Consider the following 17,959-nt stretch of genomic DNA (forward strand, 5'->3'; position numbering starts at 1 on the left):
ATTATGCTTCACCTAATTTGAGGAGCGATTGCTGCATCGATTTGATGCGGCCCAGAACTTCGACATTGGTTTCAAAGGCGCGCGAGGCCGACATCATGTCGGTCATTTCGGCTACCTGGTTGACGTTGGGGTAGAACACCATGCCGTCGGCATTGGCCATCGGGTGGCCCGGTTCGTACACCTTGCGCAGCGGCTCGTCGCTTTGCACCACGTCGAGCACCTGTACTCTTCCGCCGGCACCGCTGGCGCCGGGGCCATCCATCACGGCCGCAAACACGGGTTTGCGCGCGCGGTAGGTTTCGCCTTCGGAACCGGCAACGGAATCGGCATTGGCCAGGTTGCTGGCGATGGTATTGAGGCGCACGGTTTGCGCCGCCATCGCCGAACCGGCGATCTTGGAAATATCCTGGAAGCTCATGCTGATCCTTATTGTCCGGAAATGGCCTTGGACAGACCCTTCAGTTTCATGTTGACGAAAGTGAGGCTGGTCTGGAAGTCGGTGGCATTCTGCGAGAACGCCGCCTGTTCGACGCCGATTTCGACGGTATTGCCGTCGCGGCTGGGGTGGTAGGGGACGCGGTACAGGGCGCTGGCATCGTCATCGGTCGACAGCAGGCCGGCCTCGTTGTCCTGCAACTGCTGCAGGGCGCTGCCGAAATCCATGTCCATGGCCTGGAAGCCGGGCGTGTTTTCATTGGCGATGTTGGCCGCCAGCACGCGCGTACGGTCGGCACGCAGTGCGAGTGCATCGGCGTGCACACCCAGCGCATCCTTGAAATTAATCCCCATGGTCATCCTTTGTGTTGAATTCGATCGTGCTTTTTGCGGTTCGGGCCAGAAAACAGGTGGTGCAGAGGTAAAATCCCAGCCAGGTCATGTTGACGCATGGTAAGGTCATGCCGCTTCAGTATCTTTGATTAAGGTTAGCAATGATTTACTTTGAGAACTATTCCGTGATGTGGAACAAGGCGCAATGTCGTCAAATACTGCTTCCAGGCATCTTTTTCCTGGCCAGCCTATATAGTAGTGCAGGTCGCGCAGAATTGCCAGCCGACAATATATTTTCACGTGTGGAACAGTTGGCGCGTGAGCAATTGGCGCAGCAGGCGGCCACGGCGGGACTGCTGGAACCGCAGTTTCAGGTGACCGTCGTGAAAAGCACGCGCCCCGTGCCGGCGTGCGCGGCGCCCGTCGCGCTGGAGATGGCGGATAGCCGCTCGGCGCAGCGCATGCGCTTTGTCGCGGTGTGTCCTGGAAGCAACGGTTGGCGTTACGAAATGCTGGCGCGTGGCAGTATCACGGCCCAGGTGGCCGTCACCAGCGTGCCCGTCACGGCCAATACGCCGTTGCAATCGGGCGACGTGACGTTGGCACGGCGCGACGTGACGATGGTGCCGGACAGTATTTCTGCCTTGCCGGGCGCGATAGGCCTGTCGAGCCGGCGCAGCTTGCGTGCCGGCGAAGTGCTGCGCCAGGGGCAACTGGCGTCGCCCGTGCTGATCAAGCGGGGCAGTGCGGTCAGCATCGTGGCGCGCAAGGAGCAGGTGGAAGTGAGCATGGCAGGCGAAGCGATGGATCCGGGCGCGCTGGGCGAAGTGATCCGCGTGCGTAACGCCACCAGCGGCACGGTGATACGTGCCAGGGTGGTCGATGCGGGCGTGGTGGAACCGGCCGATATTGCCGGCCGTTGAGGAGATCAGTCTGCGGCGGCCGTGCGCTGCAGGCGTGTCGCCAGCTGTGTCAGCTTGGCGGCGTAGTTGGGATCGGTGGCATAGCCGCCGCGCGCCAGGCCTTGCGCGAAGGCGCCCGCGTCGGCACCCGTGTTCAGGGCGGCGCGGTAGCGCGGGTTGTCGAGCAACACTTGCGCATAGTCGCGGAAGGCGCTGGCCTGGTCCGGGTAGCTGCGGAAACGCTCGGTTTTCTTCAGGGCCGTGCCGCTGCCCGCCTCGTATTCGGTGGTGACATTGCTGGCCACGTCGCCCTGCCATTTGCCGCCGGCCTTGATGCCGAACAGATTATTCGTGTCCGCGCCCGTGCCCTGGCGCAGCGGACGCTGGCCCCAGCCCGATTCCAGCGCCGCGTGGGCGGCGACGATTTCCGGCGCCACGCCCAGGCGCGCGCCCGTTTCTTGCGTCCATGGCTTGATCGAGGCGAGGAATTGCTGCTGTGTCTCGCCGATCTCGCCGCCCTGGTTGATGCTGCCCAGCACATTGACGGGCTGGCTTTGCTCCAGGTAGGCGCGTCCTTGCGGGCTCAGGCTGGTGGCGTTGCCGCCGCCCTGTTCGATGAAGCGGGTCACTTCGCCCTGCACCTGCTTGAACACGCTGCCAAAACTGCCAGTGGCCACCGTGGCAGGGGTAGCGTGCATATTGCTCTGCACGGCCATTGTCGCCGCCGTCGATGGCGTCGCCGTCGTGGCGCGGGTGGTCAGGAAATCAGCCTGGCGCATACGTATCTTCCTCGCCATGCAGCACGCGCTGCATGATGCTGTACTGCTCTGTTAATAAATCGCTGTTGCGGGCATTCAGGCGTTTGCATTCGAGCACCATCTGCTCGAGCGCGGCCCAGTCGCGCTGGGCGGTCGTACGCGCGTCTTGTTGCAACAGTGCAAACAATTGCGCCATATCGCCTTGCGGGCCCAGCAGGGCAGTGACGAGGCTGACCCGCTGGCGGCGGCGCGCATCGAGCGGTTCGACAGCGGCGATGACCTGGTCGGCCAGCGCCGTCAGCCGGGCGCTCTGGTGGTGCAAGGTGGCCTGGAATTGCTCTTCCAATAAGGTTTGCAGTGCCGCATAGCCGGCGCGGTCCTCCGTCATGCCTAGCAGCACGCGGCGCACGGCTTCCTGGCGCGTGATGCCCTTGCGCGGCGCGGTCACGATTCACCGCCGTGGAAACGCTGGATCAAGCCTGCCAGTTTCGATGGATCGAACGGCAATTCACCCTTGGCCAGCGCATCGCGCAGCATGGCCACTCTTTCATGGTCGATCTCGGGCATGGCACGCAGGGCGGCCATGGCCGGTTGCAGCACGGCCGATTGCAGTTCCGCGCCGGCCGACGAGCCACCCATGGCGCCAGCGGCGCCCGCGTTCTCGGCGATCGCCTCGGCAGGCGCGACGGCGCTGCTGCGCACGGCAGCACCGGTATTGCCGGAGGAGATTTTCATACGTTGTCCCTTGCCCTTAATTTGCATGCTCGTCCCGATCTTTCTTTGCGGGCAGGCCCAGTTTTTCGCGCAGCCGCTGCAGGGTACCGGAGTCCGGTTCACCCACCTGCAATTCGTCGCCTTGCGGCTTTTGTCCTGCCATGCCGAACATGGCGGCGATGCTGTCTGCCTGGCCACGCGTCAATATTAACAGTTCGATGCGGCGGTTGATGCCGGCGCTGGCATTTTTCACGTCCAGCGGCGCGCGGTCGGCCATGCCCACCACTTGCAGCACGCTGTCCGGACTCATGCTGCCGATCAACAATTGCGCGCGTGCCGACATGGCGCGGTTGGCCGACAGGGTCCAGTTCGAAAAGCCTTCATAGCCCGTATTGGCGTATTGCATCGAGTCCGTGTGGCCGACGATCAGCATCTGGTTTTCCATTTGCGCAAACACGGGGCCCATCTGGCGCAGCAGCTTGCGGAAGCGGTCGGTCGGCACGGCGCTGCCGCGCACGAACATGCCTTGCTTGTCCGTATCGTGCAGCATGACGCGCAAGCCGTACGGCGTGATTACCGATTGCAGGTTGCTCTTCAGTCCCGCTTCGTCGCTGAGCTTGTCGAGCGCGCGCGACAGCGACAGCAAGTCTTCCGGCGACTGGTAGCTGACCTTGGTCTGGTTTTGCGGCGCGGCGCCGGCCTTGCCGTCCTGCATCTGCTTGCCTTCCGTGCGCGTGTCGCCCGAACCCTTGCGGGGCATGGGGAAGCGCTCGATCAGGCTGCCGCGCGGACCGCCGCTCTGTTCCGGCATGACGCCCTGGCCTTCGCCCTGGCGGCTGCTGGCCGACGCATCCATCATGATTTCCTTCATCGCCTGCTGCTCGCGCGCGGCCATCAGCCACAGCACGAGGAACAGCGACAGCAGGGCCAGGCAAAAGTCGGCGAACGCTACTTTCCAGGCGCCGCCATGGCCATCGTCGTCGTGCTTGCGTCCCGCACGCTTGATGATGGCCTGTTCATGTTTCTCATGCGGCTTTAGCACGGCGGCCTCCCCGGCCTTGGCCTTGCTCTTGTTCGGCGCCGCCATCTTCCAGCGCATTGATCCAGCTTTCCAGCTGGGCGAAGCTCGGCTTGATGTTCAGCTGCACCAGGCGGCGGCCCGCATCGATGGCCAGCAGGGGGGGCTTGCCCGCCACGTGCGTGACCAGCACGACCTTCACGCATTCCATGGTCGAGCCTTCCTCGCCCACCAGCTGCTTCATCATGTTGCACATCGGATCGAGCACGCCGTAGCAGAAGAAAATACCGATGAAGGTACCGACCATGGCGGCGCCCACTTTTTCGGAAATTTCCGCCGCATCGGCGCCATCGGCCACGGAATTCATGGCCATCACGATACCGAGAACCGCGGCCAGAATACCGAAACCAGGCATCGCTTCGGCGATCTTGTGCAAGGACTTCGACGGTTGCAGCAATTCATCGTGGATGGCTTCGAGTTCCTGCTCCAGCACGCCTTCGAGTTCATGCGCGTTGATCTTGCCCATCGCCATCAAACGGAAGTTGTCGACGATGAAGGCCAGCAGCTTCGGCTCTTCCAGCACCAGCGGGTAGCGCTGGAACAGGGCGCTTTCGCGCGGTGCCTCGACGTGGGCGTCGAGCGCCTTCAGGCCGCCGGCGGCCGTTTGCAGCAGTTCATACATCAGCAGCAGCAACTGGCGCTGGAATTCCGAGCCTTGCTTCTTGTGCGTGACGATCTTGCGCATCTGGTGCAGCATTTCACCGAGTACATGCTTCGGGTTGCCCAGCACCAGGGCGCCGACGGCGGCGCCGATGATGATGATCAACTCGACCGGTTGCCAGATCGCGTGGACGGTGCCGCCCATCAGGGCGAAGCCTCCGAATACACACCCCATCACGATTAAGATACCGATAATTACCATGTCAACTGCCTTTCTGCGTCATTGTGCTGCGTCAATTTGATGGATAGTGCTGAAACTTATGCGTCTTGCAGCATGGCTTTCATCTTGCCCAGCGCCGTCTTGTTGAGCTGGCAGACGCGGGCGTCGCTCAGGTCCAGTACGGCGGCTATTTCTTTGTAGCTCAGTTCGAATTCGTAATACATCTGGATCACGCGCTGCTCGCGTTCGTCGAGCGCACGCAAGGCCTGCTCCAGGCTGCGCCGCACCATCAATTGTTCTTCCGGGCTTGGTGCGCTGTCGGCCTGTCCCAGGCTTTCCTGCAGCACCTCGTCGAAACTGGCGATCAGCTCGGCGTTTTCCGCCAATTGATATTCCTGGAAGGCTTCCGGCGTCAGCTTCAGGGCGGCCATGATTTCCGCTTCCAGCGGCTCGCGCCCCAGGCGGCGGGTCAGGGCGCGCACGCTGTCGCGCAGGCGGTGGCTTTCCTGGCGCACGGCGCGCGGACGCCAGTCCTGGCGCCGCAGTTCGTCGAGGATGGCGCCACGGATGCGCAGGCTGGCATAGCTGCCGAAAGACTGGTCCGGCACGCCGTAGCGGCGCAAGGCTTCGAGCAAGCCCATCAGGCCGATCTGTTCCATGTCGTCGCGGTCGATGGCGCCCGACACCTGCGAATTGAGCTGGCGCACGATGCGTTTGACCAGAGGGGAGTATGCCACCAGATGTTGTTGCTCTTCAGCAACGCTGAGCACGGCCGCGCAAGCGCTGGCGGCGGCATATTCGCCGGCGCCGTACGCTTCCTGGTATTGCTCTACATAGGCCAAGGGATCTCCCACTAGGTCGGCTGGCGTGTTGGCTTATTCAATGATCAGCTTGCCGACCATGACTTCGGTGAACGGTTTTTCCATCTGTTCGCGCTCGTAGCTGACGTTGAAGGCCTTGTTGATCTGCTCGGCATATTGTTCCACGGTCATGGTCTGCGCCTTGTCCAGCGGAAAGCTCGACAGGGTGCTGACGGCGATCGAACGCATCAGCGGCAAATGGTCCTTCGTCAGTTTTTCCTTTTCCTCGGTGGTGGCGATCACCAGGTCGGCCGACAGATAATGCGTTTCGCCGTCGCCGGGGCCGCGGCGCAGCATCACGATGACTTTGTCGAGCGTGAGGAACTTGCGCGCCTTCTTGCCCGTGGCCGGCGGTGGCGGGGCTTTCGTTTCGGCGGCATCGGCATGGCCGGCGACCGGCTTGGCCAGATACCACATGGCGCCGCCAGCCGCGCCAGCGGCCAGCACGGCCACGCCGACAAAGCCGGCTATCAGTTTCATTTTCATATTCATCAGGCGCTCTCTCGCTCGTGCATGGCGTAAGTGGTGGCGGCAGTGCTGCCGTCGGACAGGGCGCGGCCCGGCTCGGCATCATCGTGCTGGCGGCCCGGTTGACGCTGGCCGCGCGCATCGCCCTCGGCAAACGCCTGGGCGGCGGGGCTGCGCGGGGTCGCGCTGATATTGACGGCCACGTCGGTGTACTGGCGCTGCGCCAGGTCGCTGCGCATGTTTTCGCCGATGCCTTGCAATTGGCGCAACACTTCCGAGTTCGATGCCGTGACGTTCACCTGCAGCGCGCCGGCCGTGTGGCGGATGGAAATTTCAATGCGTCCCAGCATGGGCGGGTCGAGGCGGATCGTCGCGTGTTCGCTGTTGCGGCCGATCTGCGTCTGCAGGCGTTCGCCCAGCGCTTCGCGCAGCGGTTCCTGCCATTGCTGGGCTGGGCCGTTGAGCTTGATGGTGTCGCCGGCCGCGGCCGCCGTGGCCGTATTGCCGACCGCGCCCGCCAGGCCCAGGTTGGGCGTGGCTGGCGCCACGTTCGCGGCGCCACGTTCGCCTTCGCGCGCGGCAACGGCAGGGGCGGCGACGGCCGTGGCCGGAGCGCTTTGCTGCAGCAGCGATTCGAACGGCTGTGCCGGCGCGCTGCCTTTGGCGGGCGCCGCCGGATTGGCGGCGGCCAGCGGCTCGCGCGTGTCGCGGCCTGGCGCTGGCGCCGTTGCCGGCGCGTTCAAGGTGATCGCCGCCGGATGCAAGCTGATGTTGAGCGCAGGGTTGGCTTGCGCCACATTTGCCTGCACTTGTGCCTGTGCTTGAGTCTGTACTTGCGCCTGCGCGTAGGCGCGTGCTTCGGCCGCGGCGGCGTCCGCCGGCGGCAGCATGCTCACCGGCAAGCCGATGACGGGGGCGGCCATGGCTGGCAGGCTGCTGTCGGTCTGGCTATCGCTATCGCCGTCCTTGGCGGGCGCGGGCGTGCCGGCGTCGGCCGTCTCCCCGCCCGTCACATCGAGCACCTGCGCAAACAGGGGCAGGGCGGAAGGGGCGGCGCCATTGGCGGCATAGCCTGGCGTGCCAAGCAAGGCAGCGGCTTGTGACGGCGCTGGCGCCGGTGCTGGTGCGGATGCCGCAGGGGCCGCCGGTGCCGGAGCGGCCGGTGCCTTGTTGAAGTTCATGATCATGCTTGATTCCCGTCCGAGTCGTATTCGCCGAGCGCGGCGTAGGCGACCCAACCTTCCTTATTTGCCTGTAATGCACCCAGGTGTTGACCCAGGCGTTCTTTTTCCTCAGAGCAAATTTTAACCGCTTGCGCGTGAATTTTGCGCAAATGCAACAATTCTGTTTGTTCCAGCGCATTCCATGCGCCACGTTCGGCCAGCAGCGGGATGTTTTTCGCCAGGCTGGCCGAGAGTTTTTCCATCGCATCCCAGTCCGGCTGAGCGACTGCCGCGCTCAATTGCCGGCTCAGCTGCTGCAGCGCCGCGCGCCTAGGCATTGTTGGCCTGGACGCCCACCCAGCCGCGCTTGATGGTCGTCATCAAGGTCGTCACTTCGTCGATCAGGGTAGGGTCCAGCTTGATGCCGGCCGTGTACAGGCGCGCCACGCAATAGTCGTACAGGCGCGCCAGGTTGACGACCACTTCGCCGCCATTGTCGAAATCGAGCGAGCTCGACAAACCGTTGATGATTTGCGTGCACTTGTCCAGGCTGATGGCCTTTTGCTCGTAGCGCTTGCCCACGATGTGCCCGCGCGCGCGCGCCAGTTCTTCCAGCAGGCCGTCCGTCAGCACCAGTACCAGCTCGACCGGTGTGGCGCGGGCGGTCTGGGAATCCAGGTTGACGGCGTGGTAGCTGCCGTAAGCTTCATTGTTCAACATTGTTATCTTCTCGCTATGTTAACGTGGCGCGGTGCTGCAGGCACGCTCGCCTTAGGATTTGTCGTTGCCGAACATGGCATCGAACATGTCGGAATTGCGCGTCATTTGCTCTTGCAATACCTGCAGGCGGGAAAACTGGTCCAGGAAGCGGTTGTACGCCGTGTTGTACTGATTGGTCAGGCGCTCGCTGCTCTGGGCCAGGCTTTTCTGCAACTTGTCCGTCGCTGCCATGCGTTGGGTGATCTGGCCTTTGGTGACATTGCTCCACTGTCCCAGCACCTTGTCCAGACCGCCGAGCACGCCGGCTGGCGCCGACAGGCTGTTATTGCCGAACAGTTTGTCCAGGCCGCCAGGATTGTCCGCCAGCTTGGCCGTCAGCTTGGCGGTATTGAGGCTGATCGTGCCGTCGCGCTGGGCGGTAATGCCATACGCCACCAGCGATACGCCATCGACGCTCAGGCGCAGGGCATCGCCCATGCTCGAGCGCAGGGCGTTCAGGCCGGAGTCGTGGGCAAAGAGGCCGGCGGCGATGTTCTTTTCCGGATTGCCGGGACTGGCCAGGCCATCCATCACGCTTTTCAGCTTGTTGTAGGCGTCGACGAAGGCTTGCACATTGGCGATGGTGCCCGTGCTATCGGTGCCGACGGTCACGGTGACCGGGCTCTCGCCAGCGCTCATGGCCTTGGTGAACGTCATTTTCACGTCGGGCACGTTGGTGAAGGTATTCGATGCCTGGGTGATTTTGGTGCCGGTGCCCTGGGCGCCCAGCCAGACGATGGCATCCTTGGGCTCGACGAGGGTTTTCTTGTCGCTCTGCAGCGCTGTCTGCAGCCCCGAATCCGTCACGCTGCTGGTGTCGATCGAGACGGCATTCGCGGCGCCGGTGAGCGTCGACGTCAGCACCAGTTGCGCCTGGTTACCGATATTGATGACGGAAGCGGTGACGCGCGCATTATTCTTGCTGTTGCCATTGATGGCGGCGGCTATTTCCTGCGGCGTCAAATAGGCGTCGCCATCCTTGTTGGCGGCGGCCAGGTCGATGTCGAAGGCGTTGTCGGCGGTCACGGCGGCCAGCGGGTCGCCGATGCGGATGGTCATGGCGCCGCCGTTGGCAGGCATGGTGTTGCTCAAGCCGCCATACGAAGTCTGGCCGGCCGTGGCCAGTTGTTCCACAAAGAATGCGTAGCTGCCCGGCGCCGCCTTGATGCCGGCCGTGCCCGTGCCATACGCGGTATTGCTGAAGGTGGCGGACTGGCTCAGCACGGATTTGCTGGACGTCATGGACGACATCGCCAGCTGGAATGCCGAGATGGCCGATTTCAGGTTACCCAGCGCGCTGGAGGTATTGCTGGCCAGCGCGGTCTGCGCAGCCAGGGCGGCCTGTTGCGCCGCTACCGACTTGGTCGCCAGATTTTTTGCGGTGACGATCGGATCGTATTGCGGTGCAGTAATTACGTTTGCCATGCCAGACTCCTGAATAAAGGGATATACCGGTACAAGGCGACCCCCATTCCCGTTTCGTGAAGTTTTCCTGAAAGAAACTTACACAAACTCATTTTACCTGTCCGCGGAACCAGAATTGCGTCGCCAGTTCGTCTTGTCGCTTGGCATCGACACGTTGTTGCTCGTTTGCAACATGCTTTTGTTTTTGTGTCAGCACCTGGTCCAGTACCTCGCGCTTGGCCCACGCCGTATTCAGCGCGCGTTGCGAAACGGCCATGTTGGCTTCGTGCAAATGCAAGTCGGTACGATGCTGGTCGGCCATCTGCATGACGGCTTGCTTGAAGTTGCCGCAATTGACGGACAGGGCCAGGGGCAGGGCGCCGCTGGGGCCGCTATCCGTGTACAGGCCCGTCAGGCGCTCCAGGTTTTTCTGGTAGCGCTCGCGCACGGCCGTCTGCGCCGCCATTTCGCTTTGCAGGCGTTCCACTTCGGTGCTGCGCAGGCCGACCAGGGTGGTCAGGTTGCGGATGGTATGCGCGTTGCTCACGTATGCTCCTAGCCCATGATCTGTTCAAGTTGTTCGATGCACGGCGCCATCGGCGCTTCTTCCTTGGTGCCCTGGCACAGGAACGCTTCGATAGGCGCGTGCAGCTGCACGGCGCGGTCGGTGATCGGGTCGGCGCCGGGCACGTAGGCGCCCAGCGGGATCAGATCGCGCACGCGCGCATGGCGCGCCATCGACGCTTTCAGCGCGCGCGACGCCTGCATGTGGGTGGGCGTGATCACCTGCGCCATGCAGCGGCTGATCGAGGCGGCGATGTCGATGGCGGGGTAGTGGCCCCGCTCGGCCAGTTCGCGCGTGAGCACGATGTGGCCGTCGAGAATCGCGCGCGCCGTGTCGACCACCGGGTCCTGCTGGTCGTCGCCTTCGGCCAGCACCGTGTAGATGGCGCTCATGCTGCCTTCCGGGTGGGCGCCATTGCCGGCGCTTTCCACCAGTTGCGGCAAGTTCGAGAAGACGGACGGCGGATAGCCGCGCGTGGCCGGCGGCTCGCCCAAGGCCAGCGCCACTTCGCGCAAGGCCATCGCATAGCGCGTCAGCGAATCGACCAGCAGCAGCACGTGCTTGCCCTGGTCGCGGTAATGGGCGGCGATCGAGTGGCACAGTTCGGTTGCCATGATGCGCATCAGCGGCGATTCATCGGCCGGCGCGATCACCAGCACGGCCTTCTTGAGACCTTCGGCGCCCAGCGACTTTTCCACGAATTCGCGCACTTCGCGGCCCCGCTCGCCGATCAGGCCGACGACGACGACATCGGCCACCGTCTGGCGCGTGATCAGGCCGAGCAGCACGCTCTTGCCCACGCCGGAACCGGCCATCAGGCCCACGCGCTGGCCCTTGCCCAGGGTCAGCATGCTGTTGATGGCCCGCACGCCCACGTCGAGCGGTTCGACCACCGGTTGTTTCTTCAGGGGATTGACCTTCGGTGGCGTTACTTCCAGGATGTGTTCGCCGCCGAGGCGGCCCAGGTCGTCGATCGGCTCGCCGAGGCCATTGACCATGCGGCCCAGCCACGACGGGCCGATCTGCAGGCTGGCCTTGTCGGGCAGGGGTAGGACCCTGGCGCCCGTGGTCAGTCCCGTCGCCTTCTTGAACGGCATCAGGTAAGACAGTTTTTCGCGGAAACCGACGACTTGCGCGTCGAGCCACTCGCCGTTCACAGTTTCAATTTGACAACGCTGGCCCGTGTGCAGACGGCAGCCGGCGCTTTCCAGCAGCAGGCCGGAAGCGCCGACCAGGCGGCCGGTCGGTGTCGCGACCGGGATATCGCCGATCTCGAAGCTGCGCAGCGTGTCGGCGATCATGCAGGCGCGCCTTGATCCGCGTGTTCGGCGGCCAGCGCCAGGTGGCTGCTGACCTGCTCCATGCAGGCCGACAGGCGCTGATGGCAGCCCGCGTCGACTTCATTGTCGCCCGCCTTGATGCGGCATTCGCCTGCGTCGAGGCGCGCGTCGGCGATCAGGTTCCAGCGCTTGGCGCGCTTCGGATCGAGTTCGCTGATGCGTTTCAATTCTTCCGGATTGAGGAAGACGTCGATTTCCTCGCGCGTGGGCGGCATCGAGGCCAGGGTCTCGTCGACCAGGGCCAGCAATTGCACCGGCTGCAGCGCCAGTTCCGCGCGGATCACCTGGCGCGCCACCTTGGCCACCAGGTCGACCACTTCCTTGCGCTGCGCTTCGCGGTAATCGGCGCGTACTTTTTTCAGGTCGCGCAAGATGGCGTCGACGGGGCGGGCCAGGCGGTCCAGCGCCACCAGGGTTTCATTGCGGCCTTCTTCGCGGCCCTGCGCCATGCCATCGTTGCGTCCGGTGTCGTAGCCGTCTTGCTGGCCTTGCATCAGGCCCACTTCGTAGCCGTCGCGCTGGCCCTGCTCGAAACCTTCCGAGACGGACGCCTGCCACTGGCCATCCGTGTCCTCGTTGGAGGCACGCTGGCCGGCGGCGATGAATTGCGACAGCGGCGGGAAACGATACGAGCGGAAGTGTTTCATTCGATCACCGCTTCAGCAAACAGTTGCACTTCGATCTCGCCCGCATCGGCGAGGCCCTTGACGGTGGCCATGATTTCCTGGCGCGTCTGTTCGATACGCGACAGCGGCACGGGGCCGGAACGGCGCATCATGTCTTCGAAGCTCTGTGCCTGGCGGCGCGGCATGGTTTTCAGCACGGCGTCGCGGATCGACGGTTCCGCGCCCTTGAGGGCGATCGCCCATTGTTCCATCGGCACGTCTTCCAGGATGCGCGTGAGCGTGACATCGCTCTGCGTGGCCAGGATCAGGAAGTCGTACATGCTCAGTTCGATTTCCGAGACGACGTCCGGGTCGTGCGCGCGCAGCAGTTCGACCAGCGCGGCGCGGTTGCCCGGCATGCGGTTGAGGATCTCGGCCGCCTGGCGGATGCCTTCCACGCTGGTGCTTTGCGTGTCGAGCGTGCCCAGGCAGCGGCCCACCAGTTCGTCGAGCTCGACCAGCAGGTCGCGGTCGATCTCGTCCAGGCGCGCCAGGTTCAACAAGACCAGGTCGCGGCCTTCGACGGGCAGTGCGTCGAGAATCTGGCCGGCCAGCGCGGGTGGCAAAAAGGCCAGGAACACGGCTTGCATCTGCACGTGCTCGTTGACGATGTATTCGGCCAGCCATTTCGGCGAGGCCCACTGCAGGCGCGCCATTTTGGGGCGGATCGCATCGCCATAAATATTGTTCAGCACGCTATTCGCGATATCGCTGCCCAGCGCCATGTCCAGCGAGCGCTTCAGGTAGCTGCGCGAGGCGCCATGCACGCCGCTTTGCTGGCGGTAGTCGTCGAAGAAGGTCTGCATGGCCGTTTTCACGGATTCGACCTTGATGCCGCTCATGCGCGACATCACTTGCGTGACTTCCAGCAATTCTTCACGCGACAGGCAGCGCAGCACGTTGGCGGCCTGTTCTTCGCCGATGCTCAGCAGCACGATGGCGGCCTGTTCCACGGGGGTCAGACTGGCGCTTTCGTATTCGGCGCCGTCGGAGGGATTACTGTTGTTGAGTTCGGCCATTTTTCTGCATCCATTGTTTGACGACTTCGGCGACACGCTCGGGTTCTTTTTCCGCCAGCACTTTCAGGTGGTCGACCATCACGTCGACCGCCGAGCCTGGCGGCGGCAAGTCATAGTTTTCCAGCAGCGGCACGACCGGCATGTTGCCGGCGCCGGCCTCGCCTTCGAGCGCCAGCGGGTTGCCGTTCACGCCCAGGGCCGGCGCGGCGGCAACGGCTGCGCCATTGGCACTGGCGGCGGCGGGGCTGCCGCCCAGCGCCAGGGCTGGATCGAGCTGTTTCAGTGGCGGCGGCGCCAGGCGCGAGGTCAGCAGGCGCAGCAGCGGACGCAAGATCAGGAAGTAGCCGAGCACGGCGCCCAGCGCGTACAGCAGCCAGCTGCTGAAATCGACGACGGTGTCGCGCTCTTCCCACCATTGCGCGACAGGTGGCTTGGCAGGGAAGGCCAGCGCCGTCAGGCTCAGGCTGTCGCCGCGCTGGGCGTTGATGCCCAGGCCGCTGGTCAGCATTTTTTCGATATTGCCCAGTTCTGCAGGGGTCCAGCCTGTTTTCGGATTCGGTGCGGCGGCGCTGTTGAGGACGACGGCGACGCTGAGTTTTTCCAGGCGGCCACGGCTGCGCTTGATCTGCGTGATGCTGCGGTCATACGCGTACTGGCGCGTGGTGGCGTTCTTGCGGGCCGTGCCATCGTCGGACGGCTTCGGTGCGCCATCGGCCGGTGCGGCGCCGGCGGCGTCGGCCGGTGCCGGCACGGCGGCCGCTGGCGGACGGTTCGACAGGCTGCCGGGAATGCCGGCCACGGTGCGGTTGCGTTCCTGCTCTTCGCGCATCGCCTCGCTCGTCACTTTCGGGGCTTCGCCGTATTTTTCCAGCGTTTCATCGACGCGGTCGTTGTTCACGGCGGCCGTCACGCTGAGCTTGAAGTTGTCTTCGCCGATGACGGGACCCAGCAAGCCCGTGACGTTGCGGCGGATCTCATCCTGGAAGCGTTTCGCGCCTTCATTGCCGGCGGCCGAAGCGTCGAAGCCGTCCGTCAGGTCGACGTGCGAGGACAGCAGGTTGCCGCCCTGGTCGACCAGGCTCACGCGCGTAGGCGCCAGGCTGGCGACGCTGCCGGCCACCATGTTGATGACGGCGGCGATCTGTTCCGGCGCCAGGGTGCGGCCCGGTTTCAGCGCCACGACGACGGAGGCCGACGATTTGTCGCCATCGCTGGCGACGAACGACGTCGACTTGGCAATCGACAGATGGACGCGCGCCGAAGCGATCGCGTCCATCGTCATGATGCTTTGCGCCAGCTCGCCTTCCAGGCCGCGGCGGAAGCGCACGTCCTGCACGAACTGCGACACGCCCAGCGGGTCATTCTTGTCCATCAGCTCCAGGCCGGCCGGCAGCTGCGCCGTCACGCCTTTCGAGGCGAGCAGCATGCGCACCTTGCCCAGCATGGCGTCGGGCACCAGCACCTGGCCGCTGTCCGGATGCAGGCGGTAGGGGATGTGCTCGGCGTCCAGGGTGGCCATCATGTCCGTCACGGCCACTTTTTCGCGCGCGCCAAACACCGGCTTGTAGTTGGCCTGGTCGCGCCACGCGTACATGGTCACCATGGTGGTGATGCCGATGGCCAGCACGACGATGGGAACCAGGTTTTTCAGCAGGGCGGGCGGGATGGCGGGCTGGGCGCCAGGGCGCCAGCGCGCAAATGCGGACTTCATGGTGGTAATCACTTGGGGTAACTTTCGCTGGGAGGCTGGGCGTGGATCAGGACGTGAAGATTACAGAGGCAGTTTGATGAGTTCGTCGACAGCGCCCATGACCTTGTTGCGCACTTGCATCAACATGGAGAAGGACAGGCTCGCTTCCTGGCTGGCCAGCATGGCGCCGACCATGTCGTCGCTCTTGCCGCTGTCGACGTCGCTCATTTTCTGCGCGGCCAGGCGGTCGTCGCCGTTGACCTTGCCGATGGCGTCTTTCATGCTTTGCGCAAACGAGAAGCCGGATTGTTCCGGTGCGCCGAACTGGGCGGCGGGAGCGATGCTGGCGCCCAGGGCGCGCGCGTCATTGCTCAGTGCTGCCAGATCGGCCTTGATCAGACCTGCGAGTTCGTTGCTCATCTTGCCCTCTACTTTCAATATGCGGTGACGTATCAATCAGAAATTACTGGTTTGCCATTCCGGCAGGCATTACATTGAATGCCATCTTGCCCGGCCCGATTTCAATTGGGCCCATCAGTTTTATCAGTTGCCACACCATCCGCTCAGCAGATTCAAACAAACCCGGCAGACCTGCGCCGACATGATTTACATGGCCATGACAACTAATGATTATCTGATAAAAGTTTCTTCTGGTGGCAATAAGAGGAGCTGGGAACTGCCATAAAAACCGGAATCAGGTAAGCGGAATGGCGCACTGCAAATCACTATTTTCTCGCTATAAGCTTACCTCGGGGCAACTATAAAGTAAAGAGAGGATTGCCTCAAGGAATATTGATACATGGCAATATTTGGCTTTTTCATGTATTGTTCAGCACCGTAGCCATCGAGCATGCGATACGATGCGCAATCGTTTGCTTGCAGACCTGTCGGCAAGGCCAAGATGATGCTGTATTTAATTTCGGGCGATCCGTATAATTTGTTCTGCCACCGCAATACCGACATGACCACTACATGACAATCATTACCAAGACAGATCAAACTGTGCGCCATCAAGTCCTCGATTCCTGTCTGCTTGGACGCCCTGTCCATTTGCTGCATGTATTCGGCGCACAGCTGCGCGACGACCTGGCCGTGGCCCTGCGCCAGCCGATGAGCCGTCGCTACTGGGGCAATTTCCAGATCGACGCCGTGACCTTGTCGCGCGTGGAGAACGAAGACAGCGTGAACCGCTGGCTGAGTTTTTCCACGCCGGCCGGCCAGCCGGGCTTTGCGCTCGAACGGCAGATACTGTTGAGCGTGCTGAACTATCGCTACGGTAGTGCCGGCGCCAAGGGCGCGCTGCCCGATCCGGCGCAAGTGCGCGTGACGGCAACGGAAGAGCGCCTCGCTGTGGTGCTGGGACAACAGTTGGTCCACAGTTTGTTCACCCGCATCCACAAGAACCTGCAAACCCTGGGCAAGAGCAGCGACATCGACACCACTGCCGAGGTCGCCGTGCAGTCCGGCGTGCATCCGGCACGCGGCAGCTGGATCGTCACCGTGGCGCTCAGCGACGTCGAAGCGGGGCAGAGCGGCCAGTTCTGGTTCTCGCTGGACAAGCGCCTGATGGCCGACGTGCTGCGCGGCCTGCTGCCCGAGCGCGCGCAAGCGAAGAAAGCCTTGCGCGGCAGCGTACGCCCGCTCGCTTCGCGCCTGCAAGTGACCCTGGAAGGCCGGCTCGTCAGCAAGCAGGTGCAGCTGGGCGCCTTGTTCGACCTGCGCGTGGGCGACGTGATTCCAGTCAGCCTGAGCCGTACCGACGTCATGCTTGACGACTCCCGTTTATTTACAGCGGCTGTTTCCGAACACAAGGGCAAGCTCTGTTTAACCTCATTTGAAGATGTCGAATAATATGAATATCACCGATACCAACCAGAGCGAAACCCTGCTGGAAGACCTGGGCGATGACATGATCATCGACCAGGGCGACGTCTCCGACGTGGCCAGCACCCGCGCGCGCCGCGACATTCCGCAAATGATGCGCAAGATTCCCGTCACTCTGACCCTGGAAGTGGGCTCGGCCCGCATCTCGCTGGAAGAGTTGATGGCCATCGGCCCGGAAAGCGTGATCGAACTCGACATGCTGGCCGGCGAACCGCTGGTGATCAAGGTCAACGGCACACCGATCGGCCGTGCCGAAGTGGTGGTGGCCGGCGAGAACTATGGCCTGAAAGTCATCGACCTCGACGGCCTCAATCTCGACCTGATGACAGCATGAAGCTGGCGGTACCCGGCTTGAGCCGGCGCCGCGGCGCGCTGGCTGCCGCGCTGGCTGTCCCTGTTCTGATGCTGTGCTGCGGCGCGGCCGGCGCGCAGGACCTGCTCGCCGGCGTGGTGCCGGGCGCGAAGACCGACCTGTCGGTGAAGATGCAGATCCTCGTCGTCATGACCCTGCTCGGGCTGCTGCCCGTGATGGTCATGATGATGACCAGCTTTACCCGCTTCGTCATCGTGCTGTCGCTGCTGCGCCAGGCCCTCGGCCTGCAGCAGGGCTTGCCCAACCGTATCGTCACCGGCATCGCCCTGATTCTCACCTTGCTGGTCATGCGTCCCATCGGCGACCAGGTGTGGAAGGAAGCGTTCGTGCCGTACGACCGCGACCAGATCGGCATGCAGGAAGCCTTGAAAATTGCCGAAGTGCCCATTTCGCGCTTCATGCTGGCGCAGACGAGCAAGGCCGCGCTGGCGCAGATCGCGCACCTGGCCGGCGAACCGTCGAGCATGCGTCCGCAAGACCATAGTTTCACGGTCAAGCTGGCCGCGTTTGTATTGTCCGAACTGAAGACGGCGTTCCAGATCGGCTGCATGCTGTTCATCCCCTTCCTCATCATCGACTTGGTGGTGGCGTCCGTGCTGATGGCCATGGGCATGATGATGCTGTCGCCGCTCGTCATCTCGCTGCCGTTCAAGCTGCTGCTGTTCGTGCTCGTCGATGGCTGGACCCTGACCGTCAACACCTTAGTTACCAGCATACAGGGCTATTGAC

At 63.2% G+C, this 17,959-nt stretch carries 23 protein-coding genes; 4 read left to right on the forward strand and 19 right to left on the reverse strand.

Translation table 11 applies throughout. The annotated features are described in order from the left end of the window. Position 1 precedes the first annotated feature (1 nt). Entirely contained in the window at positions 2–418 is a 417-nt protein-coding gene (gene flgC, locus SKZ59_RS22660) for a flagellar basal body rod protein FlgC (protein ID WP_034757795.1), read from the reverse strand. An 8-nt stretch (positions 419–426) separates the two neighbouring features. Further along, positions 427–789, reverse strand: coding sequence for a flagellar basal body rod protein FlgB (flgB, locus tag SKZ59_RS22665; RefSeq protein WP_034758109.1), 363 nt, complete (start codon positions 787–789; stop codon positions 427–429). A 281-nt stretch (positions 790–1,070) separates the two neighbouring features. Here flgB and flgA point away from each other — a divergent pair, with 281 nt between their 5' ends. Further along, on the forward strand, positions 1,071–1,691 hold the full coding sequence (gene flgA / locus SKZ59_RS22670) for a flagellar basal body P-ring formation chaperone FlgA (RefSeq protein WP_319993146.1): 621 nt from the start codon (positions 1,071–1,073) through the stop codon (positions 1,689–1,691). A gap of 5 nt (positions 1,692–1,696) precedes the next feature. Here the strand turns inward: flgA and SKZ59_RS22675 are convergent, their stop codons facing one another. From SKZ59_RS22675 to SKZ59_RS22755, 17 genes are all read right to left on the reverse strand, one after another. Beyond that, a complete protein-coding gene (locus SKZ59_RS22675; RefSeq protein WP_319993020.1) occupies positions 1,697–2,449 on the reverse strand; it encodes a glycoside hydrolase family 73 protein in 753 nt (250 codons plus the stop codon). Continuing rightward, positions 2,436–2,876 carry a flagellar export chaperone FlgN gene (gene flgN, locus SKZ59_RS22680; protein ID WP_083292696.1) on the reverse strand — a complete coding sequence of 147 codons (441 nt, stop codon included), beginning with the start codon at positions 2,874–2,876 and terminating at the stop codon, positions 2,436–2,438. Before flgN ends, SKZ59_RS22675 begins: the two co-directional genes overlap by 14 nt. Continuing rightward, positions 2,873–3,163, reverse strand: a complete 291-nt coding sequence (flgM, locus tag SKZ59_RS22685; RefSeq protein WP_034757812.1) for a flagellar biosynthesis anti-sigma factor FlgM — start codon at positions 3,161–3,163, stop codon at positions 2,873–2,875. The genes flgN and flgM overlap by 4 nt, the downstream gene beginning before the upstream one ends. 16 nt (positions 3,164–3,179) lie before the next feature. Then, positions 3,180–4,241, reverse strand: a complete 1,062-nt coding sequence (locus tag SKZ59_RS22690; protein WP_051991897.1) for a flagellar motor protein MotB — start codon at positions 4,239–4,241, stop codon at positions 3,180–3,182. Then, positions 4,168–5,082: a flagellar motor stator protein MotA gene (motA, locus tag SKZ59_RS22695; protein ID WP_034757817.1), complete on the reverse strand. Its 915-nt coding sequence runs from the start codon at positions 5,080–5,082 to the stop codon at positions 4,168–4,170. Before motA ends, SKZ59_RS22690 begins: the two co-directional genes overlap by 74 nt. Before the next feature lie 56 nt (positions 5,083–5,138). After that, positions 5,139–5,882 carry a FliA/WhiG family RNA polymerase sigma factor gene (locus tag SKZ59_RS22700; RefSeq protein WP_034757822.1) on the reverse strand — a complete coding sequence of 248 codons (744 nt, stop codon included), beginning with the start codon at positions 5,880–5,882 and terminating at the stop codon, positions 5,139–5,141. 33 nt (positions 5,883–5,915) lie between these two features. Continuing rightward, positions 5,916–6,380 (reverse strand): flagellar basal body-associated FliL family protein, encoded by a 465-nt coding sequence (locus SKZ59_RS22705; protein WP_319993021.1) that lies wholly within the window; start codon positions 6,378–6,380, stop codon positions 5,916–5,918. An 11-nt stretch (positions 6,381–6,391) separates the two neighbouring features. Next, entirely contained in the window at positions 6,392–7,555 is a 1,164-nt protein-coding gene (locus tag SKZ59_RS22710) for a flagellar hook-length control protein FliK (RefSeq protein WP_319993022.1), read from the reverse strand. Continuing rightward, positions 7,552–7,794, reverse strand: a complete 243-nt coding sequence (locus SKZ59_RS22715) for a hypothetical protein (protein ID WP_235194329.1) — start codon at positions 7,792–7,794, stop codon at positions 7,552–7,554. Before SKZ59_RS22715 ends, SKZ59_RS22710 begins: the two co-directional genes overlap by 4 nt. A 67-nt stretch (positions 7,795–7,861) precedes the next feature. Then, a complete protein-coding gene (gene fliS / locus SKZ59_RS22720; RefSeq protein ID WP_034757830.1) occupies positions 7,862–8,251 on the reverse strand; it encodes a flagellar export chaperone FliS in 390 nt (129 codons plus the stop codon). 51 nt (positions 8,252–8,302) lie between these two features. Continuing rightward, entirely contained in the window at positions 8,303–9,715 is a 1,413-nt protein-coding gene (fliD, locus tag SKZ59_RS22725; protein ID WP_034757833.1) for a flagellar filament capping protein FliD, read from the reverse strand. An 88-nt stretch (positions 9,716–9,803) separates the two neighbouring features. After that, positions 9,804–10,241, reverse strand: a complete 438-nt coding sequence (locus SKZ59_RS22730) for a flagellar export protein FliJ (RefSeq protein ID WP_051991901.1) — start codon at positions 10,239–10,241, stop codon at positions 9,804–9,806. An 8-nt stretch (positions 10,242–10,249) separates the two neighbouring features. Then, positions 10,250–11,560: a flagellar protein export ATPase FliI gene (gene fliI / locus SKZ59_RS22735; protein WP_230518675.1), complete on the reverse strand. Its 1,311-nt coding sequence runs from the start codon at positions 11,558–11,560 to the stop codon at positions 10,250–10,252. Continuing rightward, the gene (fliH, locus tag SKZ59_RS22740) at positions 11,557–12,246 is read right to left on the reverse strand and encodes a flagellar assembly protein FliH (RefSeq protein ID WP_319993023.1); all 690 of its coding nucleotides are present in this window, start codon (positions 12,244–12,246) and stop codon (positions 11,557–11,559) included. Before fliH ends, fliI begins: the two co-directional genes overlap by 4 nt. Continuing rightward, positions 12,243–13,283: a flagellar motor switch protein FliG gene (locus tag SKZ59_RS22745; protein WP_034757846.1), complete on the reverse strand. Its 1,041-nt coding sequence runs from the start codon at positions 13,281–13,283 to the stop codon at positions 12,243–12,245. Before SKZ59_RS22745 ends, fliH begins: the two co-directional genes overlap by 4 nt. Then, positions 13,261–14,994, reverse strand: coding sequence for a flagellar basal-body MS-ring/collar protein FliF (gene fliF, locus SKZ59_RS22750; RefSeq protein WP_319993024.1), 1,734 nt, complete (start codon positions 14,992–14,994; stop codon positions 13,261–13,263). The genes SKZ59_RS22745 and fliF overlap by 23 nt, the downstream gene beginning before the upstream one ends. 60 nt (positions 14,995–15,054) lie before the next feature. Continuing rightward, positions 15,055–15,393 (reverse strand): flagellar hook-basal body complex protein FliE, encoded by a 339-nt coding sequence (locus SKZ59_RS22755; protein WP_034757853.1) that lies wholly within the window; start codon positions 15,391–15,393, stop codon positions 15,055–15,057. Between the two features lie 552 nt (positions 15,394–15,945). Here SKZ59_RS22755 and SKZ59_RS22760 point away from each other — a divergent pair. From SKZ59_RS22760 to fliP, 3 genes are read left to right on the forward strand one after another with little or no spacing between them, the layout of a single operon-like run. Beyond that, the gene (locus SKZ59_RS22760; RefSeq protein ID WP_070303089.1) at positions 15,946–16,824 is read left to right on the forward strand and encodes a FliM/FliN family flagellar motor switch protein; all 879 of its coding nucleotides are present in this window, start codon (positions 15,946–15,948) and stop codon (positions 16,822–16,824) included. Position 16,825: 1 nt separating this feature from the next. After that, a complete protein-coding gene (locus tag SKZ59_RS22765) occupies positions 16,826–17,191 on the forward strand; it encodes a FliM/FliN family flagellar motor switch protein (RefSeq protein ID WP_034757866.1) in 366 nt (121 codons plus the stop codon). Beyond that, a complete protein-coding gene (fliP, locus tag SKZ59_RS22770; protein ID WP_070303090.1) occupies positions 17,188–17,958 on the forward strand; it encodes a flagellar type III secretion system pore protein FliP in 771 nt (256 codons plus the stop codon). The genes SKZ59_RS22765 and fliP overlap by 4 nt, the downstream gene beginning before the upstream one ends. Position 17,959 lies beyond the last annotated feature (1 nt).

This window comes from Janthinobacterium sp. GMG2, assembly GCF_033949445.1.
Classification (GTDB): Bacteria; Pseudomonadota; Gammaproteobacteria; order Burkholderiales; family Burkholderiaceae_D; genus Janthinobacterium; species Janthinobacterium aestuarii.

What these genes read in the sequence shown, in the direction of transcription:
- SKZ59_RS22710 (WP_319993022.1), bottom strand. Translation starts at nt 7,555, where the DNA reads ATGATCATGAACTTCAACAAGGCACCGGCCGCTCCGGCACCGGCGGCC.
- fliP (WP_070303090.1), top strand. Translation starts at nt 17,188, where the DNA reads ATGAAGCTGGCGGTACCCGGCTTGAGCCGGCGCCGCGGCGCGCTGGCT.
- fliF (WP_319993024.1), bottom strand. Translation starts at nt 14,994, where the DNA reads ATGAAGTCCGCATTTGCGCGCTGGCGCCCTGGCGCCCAGCCCGCCATC.
- flgC (WP_034757795.1), bottom strand. Translation starts at nt 418, where the DNA reads ATGAGCTTCCAGGATATTTCCAAGATCGCCGGTTCGGCGATGGCGGCG.
- SKZ59_RS22745 (WP_034757846.1), bottom strand. Translation starts at nt 13,283, where the DNA reads ATGGCCGAACTCAACAACAGTAATCCCTCCGACGGCGCCGAATACGAA.
- SKZ59_RS22675 (WP_319993020.1), bottom strand. Translation starts at nt 2,449, where the DNA reads ATGCGCCAGGCTGATTTCCTGACCACCCGCGCCACGACGGCGACGCCA.
- SKZ59_RS22690 (WP_051991897.1), bottom strand. Translation starts at nt 4,241, where the DNA reads ATGCGCTGGAAGATGGCGGCGCCGAACAAGAGCAAGGCCAAGGCCGGG.
- SKZ59_RS22715 (WP_235194329.1), bottom strand. Translation starts at nt 7,794, where the DNA reads ATGGAAAAACTCTCGGCCAGCCTGGCGAAAAACATCCCGCTGCTGGCC.
- motA (WP_034757817.1), bottom strand. Translation starts at nt 5,082, where the DNA reads ATGGTAATTATCGGTATCTTAATCGTGATGGGGTGTGTATTCGGAGGC.
- fliD (WP_034757833.1), bottom strand. Translation starts at nt 9,715, where the DNA reads ATGGCAAACGTAATTACTGCACCGCAATACGATCCGATCGTCACCGCA.
- SKZ59_RS22765 (WP_034757866.1), top strand. Translation starts at nt 16,826, where the DNA reads ATGAATATCACCGATACCAACCAGAGCGAAACCCTGCTGGAAGACCTG.
- fliH (WP_319993023.1), bottom strand. Translation starts at nt 12,246, where the DNA reads ATGAAACACTTCCGCTCGTATCGTTTCCCGCCGCTGTCGCAATTCATC.
- flgB (WP_034758109.1), bottom strand. Translation starts at nt 789, where the DNA reads ATGGGGATTAATTTCAAGGATGCGCTGGGTGTGCACGCCGATGCACTC.
- flgM (WP_034757812.1), bottom strand. Translation starts at nt 3,163, where the DNA reads ATGAAAATCTCCTCCGGCAATACCGGTGCTGCCGTGCGCAGCAGCGCC.
- SKZ59_RS22755 (WP_034757853.1), bottom strand. Translation starts at nt 15,393, where the DNA reads ATGAGCAACGAACTCGCAGGTCTGATCAAGGCCGATCTGGCAGCACTG.
- SKZ59_RS22705 (WP_319993021.1), bottom strand. Translation starts at nt 6,380, where the DNA reads ATGAAACTGATAGCCGGCTTTGTCGGCGTGGCCGTGCTGGCCGCTGGC.
- fliI (WP_230518675.1), bottom strand. Translation starts at nt 11,560, where the DNA reads ATGATCGCCGACACGCTGCGCAGCTTCGAGATCGGCGATATCCCGGTC.
- SKZ59_RS22760 (WP_070303089.1), top strand. Translation starts at nt 15,946, where the DNA reads ATGACAATCATTACCAAGACAGATCAAACTGTGCGCCATCAAGTCCTC.
- fliS (WP_034757830.1), bottom strand. Translation starts at nt 8,251, where the DNA reads ATGTTGAACAATGAAGCTTACGGCAGCTACCACGCCGTCAACCTGGAT.